This window comes from Shewanella algae, from assembly GCF_009183365.2.
GTDB classification, from domain to species: domain Bacteria; phylum Pseudomonadota; class Gammaproteobacteria; order Enterobacterales; family Shewanellaceae; genus Shewanella; species Shewanella algae.
On record NZ_CP068230.1, the window covers coordinates 4788040 to 4800022 of the forward strand.

The following is an 11983-nucleotide window of genomic DNA, read 5'->3' on the forward strand; positions in this document are numbered from 1 at the left end:
TATTCCTGCTCGGTTTATTGCTGCTGTCACTGCTGGCCCTTCCCGTGTCTGCCGCCGATGGCATGACACTCTTCACCCTAGACGACGGTCAACAGGCACAAAAGGTCAACATCAAGCTGGAAATTCTGGCGATGATGACAGTGATGAGCCTGTTACCCGCCATGCTGCTGATGATGACCAGTTTCACCCGTATCATCATAGTACTGGTAATTTTGCGTCAGGCCTTGGGTTTGCAACAGAGCCCGCCCAACAAAGTATTGATAGGTATCGCCCTGGTACTCAGCATGTTTATCATGCAACCCGTGGGCAAGGAGATCTATCAAAAGGCCTACCTTCCCTATGATCAGGGGCAGATAGAGCTGCCGCAGGCGATTGCGATTGCCGAGCAGCCGCTGAGGCATTTTATGCTGGCGCAGACCCGGGAAACCGACCTGGAGCAGATGCTGAAAATCGCCCAGGAACCCTTGACCCTGACCCAGGAGCAGATCCCCTTCTTTGTGATCCTGCCGGCCTATGTGCTGTCGGAGCTGAAAACCGCCTTTCAGATTGGTTTCCTGCTGTATCTGCCCTTTTTGGTGATAGATCTCGTGGTGGCCAGCGTGTTGATGTCCATGGGGATGATGATGCTGTCGCCGCTGATTATCTCCTTGCCATTCAAGTTGTTAATCTTCGTGTTGGCCGATGGCTGGTCTATGACTGTCAGCACCCTGACGGCCAGCTTCGGATAGCGCCATGGAGCTGAGTGAACTGACAAGCTTCTTCTCCGATGCCATCTACCTTGCGGTATTGATGGTATTGGTGTTGATCAGCCCGGGCCTATTGCTGGGTCTGTTGATCGCCATCTTTCAGGCCGCCACTCAGGTCAATGAGCAGACCCTGAGCTTTCTGCCCAAGTTGGTACTGACTCTGCTAATGGTGCTGTTCGCCGGCCAGTGGCTGGTGCAGAAGCTGCTCGATCTGTTCAACCAGCTGTTCCTCTCTATCCCCCATGTGATTGGCTAAAATGCTGAGCCTGACGACAGACTATCTGCAGCAACTGCTCGGCTCTTTCTGGTGGCCTTTCAGTCGTCTTCTGGGGGCTTTTCTGGTGATGCCTTTCCTCGGCCATATCCATGTCCCCGTATTGATTAGAGTATTGTTGGCACTGCTGCTGGCGGCGCTGATCATTCCGATACTACCGGCGGTTCCCGTCCTCGACGCACTCTCATTCAGGGCAGTATTGCTGGCGCTGGAACAACTGCTGCTGGGCATGATGCTGGGACTGTTTCTCAGCATCATGCTGCATATCCTCAGCCTGCTGAGTACCATTTTGTCGATGCAGATGGGGCTCTCCATGGCGCTGGCCAACGACCCCGGCAGCAGCAGTAGCCAACCTCTGCTAGGGCAGATGCTGGTAATGTACGGCACCCTGCTGTTTCTGGCGTTGGACGGGCACTTGGTTGCCATCGGCGTCATAGTGGACAGCTTCCGCCTCTGGCCCATAGGCAACGGCCTGTTCGACCTGCCCTTGATGCAACTCATCGGCCAGTTTGGCTGGATGTTTGCCGCCGCCTTGATGCTGGCGCTGCCGGCGGTAATGGCGATGTTGGTGGTCAACCTGACATTCGGGGTGCTCAGCCGCTCGGCACCCTCTTTGAATATCTTTGCCCTGGGTTTTCCCATGACCATGATCATGGGGCTTGTCTGTGTCCTGCTGTCGTTCTCGACCCTGCCGGACAGGTATAGCAACTTTTGCCTCGACGCCCTGTTTGCCATGCATCAGTTTTTGGGAGGGAGCCAATGAGTCAATCATCCTCCCAGGATAAAACCGAAAAGGCCAGTAGTCACAAGCTGCGCAAGGCCAGAGAGAAAGGCCAAACCCCGCGCTCGAAGGATCTCGGCGCCTGTGTGCTGATGATTGCCGGTTCCCTGCTGCTGAGCAACAGCGGCGATTGGCTGGCGCAGCAGCTGATGCAACAGACTGAGCTGCATATGCTGGTCAGCCGCGAAAACCTGGATACCCCGGGAATGATGCAGAGTCACTTGGCTGCTGCGCTGCTGGGGATACTCGAGCTGCTGGGACCGCTGTTTCTGATGATACTGCTGCTGGCCGCCATAGTGGGCGGCTTGCCCGGTGGCCATGTCTTCAACCTAGGCAATGCGGGCTTCAAGTGGAGTCGTATCGCCCCCTTGAGCGGTCTCAAGCGCATGTGTGGCACCCGCTCCCTGGTAGAGCTGGGGAAATCTTGCCTGAAAGTCAGCTTGCTTATCGGGATCATGCTGCTGTTTTTAAAGCATGATTTTGATCACTTGCTCTACCTGAGTCAGCAGGATCTGCTGCAGGGTGCCAGCACAGGGCTGCAACTGCTCAGTGACTACATCCTCTATCTGGGACTGGGAATGCTGGTGATAGCCTTGGTCGATGTGCCCTACCAACTCTGGCAGCACTACAAAGAGCTGAGGATGAGTAAGCAGGAGGTCAAGGATGAACATAAACAGATGGAGGGTAAGCCGGAAATCAAGGCCAGAATACGCCAACTGCAACAACAGTTTGCCCGTTCCCGCGCTTCAGTCGCCGTACCTCAGGCCGATGTGTTGATGGTCAACCCCAGCCACTATGCCGTGGCACTCAAGTATGACCCAGCCAGGGCCGAGGCCCCCTTCGTTCTCTGTAAGGGCCGCGATGAAGTCGCCCTCTATATGCAACAGATTGCCAAGCAGCACGGCGTCGAAATCCTCAGGATCCCGCCGTTGACCCGCGCCATCTTCCACTCGACGGCAGTGGAGCAACAGATCCCCGCGGCGCTGTTCAAGGCCGTGGCCCATGTACTCAATTACGTCTTGCAGATCCAGGCGGCCCGGGCCGGACGCAAACCCATGCCGGCACCGCTGCCGGAATTTCATATTCCACCCCACTTGCGACATGACTAAAGGATAACCCAATGAACTGGCTGCGATTACTTACCGCCAATAAGTCCCATGCCATGGTGCCATTGCTGCTACTGACCCTGATGGCGATGATCATTCTGCCGCTGCCGCCTTGGCTGCTGGATGTGATGTTCACCTTCAACATAGTACTGGCCATCATGGTGTTGCTGGTGAGTGTGTCGATTCGGCGGCCGCTGGACTTTTCCATTTTCCCGACCCTCTTGTTGCTGGCGACCCTGCTGCGACTCACACTGAACGTGGCATCGACCCGGGTGGTGCTGATCCGCGGCCATGAAGGCGGTGATGCCGCCGGTAAGGTGATCCAGGCGTTCGGTGAAGTGGTGATCGGCGGCAACTATGTGGTTGGCGCCGTAGTGTTCCTGATCCTGATGATCATCAACTTTGTGGTGATTACCAAGGGTGGCGAGCGGATCTCCGAAGTATCGGCCCGCTTTACCCTGGATGCGCTTCCCGGCAAGCAAATGGCGATAGATGCCGATCTCAATGCCGGTTTGCTGACCCAGGATCAGGCGCGGGAGCGGCGTAAAGAAGTCGCCGCGGAAGCTGACTTTTATGGCTCTATGGACGGTGCTTCCAAGTTTGTTCGCGGCGATGCCATTGCCGGCTTGTTGATCCTGGCAATCAACATCATAGGCGGTATCTGTATCGGCATCTTTATGCATGATCTCAGCGGCACAGAGGCGTTCAAGACCTATGCACTCTTGACCATAGGTGACGGTCTGGTGGCGCAGATCCCATCGCTGCTGCTGGCAACTGCTGCGGCGATTGTAGTCACCCGGGTTTCAGATGCCGAAGAGATGCCGGCCCAGTTCAACGAACAACTGCTGGCCAATCCCAAAACCCTGGCGACTGCGGCGCTGGTGATGTTGATCATGGGTCTGGTACCCGGCATGCCCACTTGGGTATTCCTCAGTGCCGCGTTGTTGCTGGGGTTTGTCGCCTACAGACAGTACCGCACCAAGCCGGTAATCATGCCACCGCCACAGGCCAAACAGGCCGGCGAGGCCCTGAGCGAACCTCAAGCGCCCAGCTGGGACAGCCTGCCCTATGTCGATGCGATAGAGGTCAAGCTGGGTTATCGCCTGGTGTCTCTGGTGGAAAAAGAGCGCGGCGCCGAACTGATGAAACGCCTGACCGGAATTCGCCGCACTCTGTCGGAACAGGCGGGCTATCTGCTGCCGGAAGTCAGGGTCAGGGATAACCTGGCGCTGAGCCCCACTCACTACCAAATCTGCATAATGGGTACCTTGGTGGCCACGGCAGAACTGGACCCAGAGCGACTGCTGGCGATTCGCAGCAGCAATGTTTTTGGTGAGCTGGACGGCATCATCACCCGGGATCCTGCCTATAACATGGAGGCGGTCTGGATAGAGCAGGAAAAGAAAGCCAATGCGCTGAACCTGGGCTATTCCGTCGTGGACAACGCCACTGTGATCGCCACCCATGTCGCTAAGTTGCTGCGGGAGCGAATGGCCGAGCTATTGCAGCACGATGATGTGATTTCACTCAATGAACGACTGGCGCGCCAGGCCCCCAAGCTGGCCGAGTCACTGAGCCAGGCGCTGTCGCCGATTCAACAGCTCAAGGTCTACCGGCTACTGCTCAGGGAACAGGTTTCTTTGCGGGATATATTGACCATAGGCACCACACTGCTGGATTGCAGTGAAAACAGCAAAGATCCCGTGCTGTTGGCGGCAGATGTTCGCTGCGCGCTAAGGCAGGCGATAGTACAGGCCATCTGTGGAGATGTGCCTCAGCTCAAGGTGATGACCCTGACCCCAGAGCTTGAGCGACAACTGATGAGTGCCCTGAGCACCGCCCAGCAGCAAGGCAGCGTGTCACTGGATGGTTTCCCTGTGGATCCACAGTTGCTGGCGCAGCTGCAGCAAAAAATGCCCCAGCTGTTGGCCGAGGCCAAGGCCGCCGGACATCACCCTATCCTACTGGTGCCGCCTCAGTTGCGCCCGCTGCTGGGCCGTTATGCTCTGGCATTTTCAAGAGGTCTTAATGTGTTGTCTTACAATGAGATTTCTGAAAACAAAGACATTATGGTCGCCGGTCAGTTGGGATAAACGGGCATTATTGGCATGGAGTAAATCGTTGTAATTCACCTTAAACTTATACTAAAGTCCTACGAGAAATGATTGCGGGAAGATTAAGGTAATGCGAAGACTTACCAGCTTAATAATATTGCTGTGCTGCTGTCTGCCGGTTTGGGCGGCGCAAAAATTACCGGCCAGGGCCGAGCTGCAACAGCTGGCCTCGGCCAGCGCCATGCTAGTGGATCTGGAAACCGGCGAGGTCCTCTATGAGGACAACCCACAGCAGGTACAGCCCATAGCCTCGATAACCAAGTTGATGACGGCGCTGGTGACACTGGATGCCAAGTTGCCGCTCAACGAGCGGATTGCCGTGGATGTCAGTCAGGCCGATATCATGCAAAACGTGGTGTCCCGTATCCGTATCGGCAGTGAGTTGAAACGCAAAGAAGCACTGGCGCTGGCGTTGATGTCTTCGGAAAATCGCGCCGCCGCGACCCTGGCACATCACTACCCCGGCGGCTACCAGGCCTTTATCAAAGCGATGAATGCCAAGGCGGCAGAACTGGGGATGACTGACAGCCGCTTTGTCGAACCCACAGGGCTGTCGGAGCAGAATGTCTCCAGCGCCAGAGACCTGGTCAAACTGCTGCGTGAAGCCAGGAAATACCCTCTGATCGGCGAACTGAGTTCGGTCCCCAACCGTAGCGTCATGTTTCGTAAGCCAAGATATAACCTGGCGTTTTACAACACCAATCGCCTGGTGAACAAGAAAAACTGGCAGATCCACCTCACCAAGACGGGTTATACCGATGACGCCGGCCACTGTCTGGTTATGCTGACCCAAATGGCCAAGCGGGAAGTCGCCTTTGTGGTACTGGATGCCTTCGGCAAGCTGACCCATTTGGCCGATGCCGGCCGCCTGAAGAAGTGGCTGGAAACCGGCAAAGTCAGTCCGGTTCCCCAAGAAGCACTGGACTATAAACAGCAAAAGCAAACAGAACGTCAGGCCTTGGCCGCCACCCGTTAATATTCGGCAAACAGCGGTGACTCAGCGCAGGTTTTCACGCTTGCGTAGCCGCATCCACAACAACTTTTGTTATCATCCCGCCTCGTTTAAAGGCCTTTGGCCTTCGCAGTTACTGAGTCAGGAAGATGCAGTCATTTAAAAAGCACACCCTTATCCCGCTGGATCCCCGGGATCCCCTCTCCATCAGCCAGGCACTGGCGCAATACCGGCAACAACTGCAGCAAGGTACTATTCTGCGCCAGGGCATGTTCGATATCGAATTTGTCGCCGTGACAGACAGCGGCAACCGCCGCCTGCAAATCGATGACCTGCAAGATTCAGCACTGCGCAGCCTGCTGCAGGAAGCCCTGAGTCTGGGCCCGGATGGCGAAGTATTCACGCTGCCGCCACTCATCAGCGATGAGTGTGACCTCTATCTCTCTGAACCCTTGCTGTTCGCCATTACCATGCAACACTCTCGCCTGGCACCCGAACTGCTGGCCACCGCCGAGGTCATGATAGACTTCGCCCGCAGGCACAATGATCTGCAGCGCATGTGGCTGGACGACAGCCGCATTTTCGGTGTCGAGGCCCTGTTTCTGCTGGCCCGGCGCATGCCCGAACTGGCCTGGCTATTGGCACGCTTTCTTATCCCCGCCTGGGACAATGTCTACAGCAATGGCTATGAGCAATATATGGCACGGCTGCTCGAACTCAATGGCTGGAGCCCGGATATGCTGCGGGCCTTTGTCTGGTGCGACAGCGACCACTTGCGCCAGGGCTTCTTCTACAGCGGCGAAACCGGCATTCAGAGTCATCAGCCACTGGCCGACTTCCTCAAGCAAAATCCACAGCAATATCCTCTATTCAAACAGCTGTTGAGCGAGCGTTTACTCAATAGCCCGAAACTGCTCGCCGCCGAAGACCGCCCACTCGGCAGAGTCGATGCCGTGCTGCATTTCTTTGTCAGCATGTACCCGATTGAGTTTGCCTGGTTTGAAGTTGAACAGAGCGAGGGGCTGGATACCCTGCTTGAGAGCCAGTTTATCCGCGCCAGTCTCGAAGAGGAGATAAGCGACCTGCGCGCCGCCATAGAGAGCCAGGCCAGTGGCGCGCTGGCCTGTTACAGATGCGGCATAACCGGGAGCGCCGAAACCGACGCAGATGAACAAGAGAGCAGCTATCAGGATGAGGACGATGAGCGGCCGGGCAAGCTGCTGCGTCTGTTAAAGCCATTGGCACTGGCGCAACCCCAAGGCGCGGCATTGTGGCAATATCTGCATGATGGCAGCCAATCCCAGGCGCTGGCGGCTCAGCAACCAATAGCATTAATTCCCGCTTGTAAGGCCAAAGCCCTGGGGCTCTATCACTACATAGTCGACTACTGCGTTACGGCAGAATCCAATCGGCATATTGCCGAAGAGCTGAGCAGTATTCTCAGCGATAGCCGTTATGAACTGCTCTATGGTGATCAAGAAGATGTCGAAGCCTTTGCCGATATTTTGCCATCAAAGAGTCTGCAGCAAAGGCAACAGCAGTATTTACGCCTGCTGGATATCTGGTTCGCCTGGCTTGGCAAACCCGAGCAGGAAGAGATCCGCGAAAACCTGGTCGACGATGAAGAACTGCTCGATGACGGCCAATATCTGCAGCGCTACGGCAACCTCAGTGACACCAGTGAGCAGGCGCTGCTCGAGGCGCAACTGGCTAAACTGTTGCAGCAATGGAACGACAAACGCCAGGTCTACAACCGCCCCTTGTTGAACAAGACCCTGGCCTTGTTCCGGCAACACCGGCAGCTTGCCAACCCGGATAACTGGCCGCTGAGCCAGATGGAACTCGGCCACTATGTGTTGCTGGCCTTCCTTTGGCAACAGGACTGTCTGGCCGGGTGCCATGACGCCACCAGCCGGGCGCTGAGCGAGAGATTAAACGCTAATAGCCCATGGGAACAGCTTGCCGGGCAAGTGCTCAAACAGGCCGCAGACGATGCCAAGCCGCTCAAGGCGTTTATCTGTCGGCCCGACCCCTCTCTTTGTGAGCTTGAGGCGCTGCAACTGGCACAAGACCAGCTCTATCGAAGAGGGCGTGATGATGTTGGCCGCCAATTGACCCTGGAACCCATCAGTGACTTCCAGCCCAAATACCTATTGTTCGACAAACAAGACGGTTTTCGCCGCGGTGCCATGCTGTGCTATTTCCTGCTGGCCTCGCAGCAGGCTTTCACTCACTCCTCGGCTCAGCCAAATGAGCCGCAAGCACCGGCTCTCATACTGGCCCGGCGCCTATGGCAATGGCTGCTGGAACTGGCGCCACTCAAGCTCTTGCATTATGCCGCCATGCCTTACAGTGACGATAATTTCGACCCTGAGTTTGACTCTGATACCGAGCGCCAGGGCTTTGTCAGCAGCATGCAATCACTCGGCGTCAGTGAAGCCCTGCTGACAGTGTTTGACTTCCAACTGTCGCTGAGCAGCGGCGATGGCGCCAACACCCTGCGCGCGGTAGCGCAGCTGAGCCAGTTGGCCCAGGCCTCATCGAGCCAGGCAGATTCACTGCTACAGGCACTGAGACGACTGCCGGATAGAGAGAAGCTCAATGCCTTCGAACTGCTGGAGCTGCAATTTCCCGGACAAGGCTTTATCCAACACCCCGAGCTGCAGCGGGAGTGCTCACTCTGCCTCGAGTATTTTATTCGCGACAACCTCAAGAGTTGGCAGCGGATACTGGCTCAAGACTTTGATGGCCGCTGCGAGTTGCTGGAGCGGGGCATAAAGCAGCCTGTGGTTGCCGCGCCGCAACTTGTGGTTTGCGAGCAGGCCAAAGATGACAGATGGGACTGGCTCAACGTCAGCCTGCTTCGGCGTCAGGGTGAAGAGTTACAAGCATTATTGCTGACCCAAGCGATACCGCCGGAGGGCTTGCCCCAAGGTGTTCCGGGCGAGGTGCTGTTGTTTGACGAGAGTGTCAGCGCCGAGGAGATCTTGGCGGCATTCAAGGCCCTGTACTCGGTCGATGCCAGGGTCGCCTTGGTCAATGCTCGACTGCAAGCATACCTGAGTGGTGAATTGCCGCTGGCAGCCATGCAAGCCTGCCTGCAACGCCTGTTCGCCCTTGATGAGCTGAGTATCTACTCATCCTTCGAGCGTTATGATCTCAAGCAGTGCCTGTGGCTGCTTCCCACCCCAACCCGGCAGCGACTGCTGCAACTCCTGCTTGGCTACCAATTGGGATTTGAACTGTTCGATGAGCAGCTATTGCGGGCCTTTATGGCCGACAAGGTGCGCCGCGGCGACTGGCCAGCGGCACGATACATAGACAGGAGATACCAGGACAGCGATGAGCTGCAGGAAGCCGCGCTGAGCTGGCTGCTGCAAACCTTGGAGCCGCTGCGGCTTGAGCCGATGAAACTGCTGCGTTTTTGCCTCGGCAAGGGGGAATATGAAGCTCCCTGTGACTGGCTAGTCGCTCAACTGAGAAACGGCACGCTGACGCCCCTTATTACTCAGTTGACTGTCAATGAGAAAATCGAGCTGATCGATTGTTTGGAAGGCGACTATCCCGACGCGGCCGAGTTGCTCTCGGCACTGGCCAACGATGACTCCCGCCGGGTCAGAGACGCCATGGCAGAGCTTGCCTAACCGCCGCCGATTTGGGTAAGGCAAGGGGTTTGGCGGGCTATATAGGCTATGGGCCACATAGACGCCAGGCAGCATGGGCACGCCTTTTAGGCTGTCTATGCTGCCCGCTTCAGCGCACCAGCCAGTCCAGAAATTGCCATAGCAAGACATTCATCTCCTGAGTCTCGGCCTGGCGCAGTACATCAGGTGGCTGCACCCAAGGATGGGGCTGACTAAACTCGGCGGCACTGTGACTGATAAGCGCCTCTATCGCCTCGGCGTCAAATTCCAGATGGCACTGAAAGCCGTACACTCTGGCACCATATTCCACTATCTGCCTCGGACATACCTCACTGAATGCCAACACCTTGCTATCGGCCGTCAGCCCAGGCATATCATGGTGCCAATGCCCCAGAGTGACACTGTCGCCGAAGCTTTCCAGGCCTGGATGCACCCTGCCGGCCGCGGTTAAGGTCACGGGAAAGAAGCCTATCTCAACCTCTGGGCTGGGTTCGAAAGAAGCACCGAGCGCCTCGCCAATCAGCTGTGCTCCCAAACAGATACCCAACACAGCCACCTGCCCGGCAATGGCTCTGGCTATCAAGGCCTGTTCCGCCCGGGCATCAAAATAGTGGCACTCGGCAATGCCGGTTGCCGGTGACTGTGGGCCTCCGAGCACAACCAATAAACCTACGCCTTGGAGGCTCTGCGGCAAGGATTCACCAAGCCAGAGGCGGGTATAGCTGGCTTCATAGCCGCGCGCGCGACACCAGTTCGCCAAAACCCCCGGCCCTTCGAAAGACTCATGTTGAATAAAATGTACCTTCACCTGTCGCTCCCGCGTTTGTTGTTCAGTTGGCCGTCATGTTAGCCTTGACAGCAAACCGATAGATATCGACATAAAGACAGATAACATTGCCAAACCGCCAAGCTATTTCCCCAACAGATACCCTAGCTTCAGAAGCACGGTTCGATGCCAATGGGCTGATAGCGGCTTATCCCGACGCCCGGGTGCTCAGCAAAGTGCTGTGGATGCCCAGAGGGCATGTCGATAGCTGGCACTGCCACAACTGGCATCAGTTGGTGTTTCCGGCAAGCGGCCTGTTACAGACTCAGGTCAGGGATACCCGCTTTATACTGCCCCATAACGGCGCCCTGTTTATTCCGGCAACCCAGGAACATGAGTCCAGAGTCCTGGTGGATACCCAGTTCATCGGTCTCTACCTGGATCCCGCATATAGCCAGGGCTTTCCCACTCAGGCCAAACCCTTGGCAGTATCTCCCTTTCTAAGGGAATTGCTGCTGCATCTGACACAAGCACCCAGCCCGCAAGCCTCAGACGCAAGGTTGAGGTTATTGGTGGTTCTCAAGGATGAGGTGATCCAGGCGGCGCCCTATCGTTTGGGGTTACTGCTGCCAAAAGACAAACGTCTGCTGCGGATTTTTGATGAACAAGTTGCCAGACCGGCATTGGAAATGACTCTGGCCCAATGGGCCGAGCGGGTGGGCGCGTCCGAGCGCACTCTTTCCCGGCTGTTTGCCCGGGAGCTGGGTTGCAGCTATCCACTCTGGCGCCAGCACCTACGTTTGCTGAGTTCGCTGACGCAGTTGGAGCAAGGTGAAACAGTGCAACAGGTGGCATTTCAGGCGGGCTATCAGTCCGATTCTGCCTTTATCTGTGCCTTCAAAGGACTCTTTGACCAGACACCACACCAATACCGCAGCCAGAATAGGCCAACGTAGAAGACGCTGGCCTAATGGCAATAGTGGCTGAGCTCGAAAAGTGCTGGTTCACTCCCGCAGCAAAGGCTGCAGACGCTGACGGATCTCATCCGGGGTATCAGTCCGACGCTGCCTTACTTGTGCCTTCAAAGGACTCTTTGACCAGACACCACACCAATACCGCAGCCAGAATAGGCCAACGTAGAAGACGCTGGCTTAATCTGTACTTGGAAAACGCCGACTCACTCCCGCAGCAAAGGCTGCAGACGCTGGCGGATCTCATCAGGAATAGGTCGACTCTGCTCACAGCTGTAGTCGTAGTGCACCAGGGTGGTCTTGGCTTCGGCGGTAAGCAGCTCTCCCTGCCAACTCTGCTGCAATACTTCGAACGAGCTGTTGCCTATGCGGCTGACCGAGGTCAATACTCTGACTGTCTTACCGTAATAGGTGGGCGCCTTAAAGGCGATGGTGAATCCGGCCACTATCAGGTTCCAGTTGGTCAGATCCAGACCTGGGTTGAAGATTTCGAACACAGGCTCTCTGGCGGCTTCAAACCACACGGGGAGCACAGTGTTATTGATATGGCCCAGGCCATCGGTTTCATTGAATCTGGGTTGAATATCCAGGCTTAACGCTTCCATAGGGTATCCTATTGTTATTATTGT

Annotated in this window: 10 protein-coding genes; 8 read left to right on the top strand and 2 right to left on the bottom strand. The window is 56.3% G+C overall.

From position 1 onward, the window contains the following. The first annotated feature begins 62 nt into the window (after positions 1 to 62). From fliP to E1N14_RS21445, 7 genes are all read left to right on the top strand, one after another. Positions 63 to 728, top strand: a complete 666-nt coding sequence (gene fliP, locus E1N14_RS21415) for a flagellar type III secretion system pore protein FliP (protein WP_229672027.1) — start codon at positions 63 to 65, stop codon at positions 726 to 728. 4 nt (positions 729 to 732) lie between these two features. Next, the gene (locus E1N14_RS21420; RefSeq protein WP_025009122.1) at positions 733 to 1002 is read left to right on the top strand and encodes a flagellar biosynthetic protein FliQ; all 270 of its coding nucleotides are present in this window, start codon (positions 733 to 735) and stop codon (positions 1000 to 1002) included. A 1-nt stretch (position 1003) separates the two neighbouring features. Continuing rightward, the gene (fliR, locus tag E1N14_RS21425; RefSeq protein WP_025009121.1) at positions 1004 to 1783 is read left to right on the top strand and encodes a flagellar biosynthetic protein FliR; all 780 of its coding nucleotides are present in this window, start codon (positions 1004 to 1006) and stop codon (positions 1781 to 1783) included. Beyond that, the gene (gene flhB, locus E1N14_RS21430) at positions 1780 to 2910 is read left to right on the top strand and encodes a flagellar biosynthesis protein FlhB (RefSeq protein WP_025009120.1); all 1131 of its coding nucleotides are present in this window, start codon (positions 1780 to 1782) and stop codon (positions 2908 to 2910) included. The genes fliR and flhB overlap by 4 nt, the downstream gene beginning before the upstream one ends. Before the next feature lie 11 nt (positions 2911 to 2921). Further along, positions 2922 to 5000, top strand: a complete 2079-nt coding sequence (gene flhA, locus E1N14_RS21435; protein WP_025009119.1) for a flagellar biosynthesis protein FlhA — start codon at positions 2922 to 2924, stop codon at positions 4998 to 5000. Between the two features lie 91 nt (positions 5001 to 5091). Beyond that, on the top strand, positions 5092 to 5997 hold the full coding sequence (pbpG, locus tag E1N14_RS21440; protein ID WP_081782865.1) for a D-alanyl-D-alanine endopeptidase: 906 nt from the start codon (positions 5092 to 5094) through the stop codon (positions 5995 to 5997). A gap of 125 nt (positions 5998 to 6122) precedes the next feature. Then, complete coding sequence (locus tag E1N14_RS21445; RefSeq protein WP_025009117.1) at positions 6123 to 9617, top strand: hypothetical protein; 3495 nt, start codon at positions 6123 to 6125, stop codon at positions 9615 to 9617. Between the two features lie 109 nt (positions 9618 to 9726). On the opposite strand, the gene E1N14_RS21450 is transcribed toward E1N14_RS21445, so the two are convergent. Next, positions 9727 to 10425: a glutamine amidotransferase-related protein gene (locus E1N14_RS21450; protein WP_062793327.1), complete on the bottom strand. Its 699-nt coding sequence runs from the start codon at positions 10423 to 10425 to the stop codon at positions 9727 to 9729. A gap of 86 nt (positions 10426 to 10511) precedes the next feature. Here E1N14_RS21450 and E1N14_RS21455 point away from each other — a divergent pair, with 86 nt between their 5' ends. Continuing rightward, complete coding sequence (locus E1N14_RS21455; RefSeq protein ID WP_247600983.1) at positions 10512 to 11339, top strand: AraC family transcriptional regulator; 828 nt, start codon at positions 10512 to 10514, stop codon at positions 11337 to 11339. 221 nt (positions 11340 to 11560) lie between these two features. Here the strand turns inward: E1N14_RS21455 and E1N14_RS21460 are convergent, their stop codons facing one another. Continuing rightward, complete coding sequence (locus tag E1N14_RS21460; protein WP_025009115.1) at positions 11561 to 11959, bottom strand: acyl-CoA thioesterase; 399 nt, start codon at positions 11957 to 11959, stop codon at positions 11561 to 11563. Between the last annotated feature and the right edge of the window lie 24 nt (positions 11960 to 11983).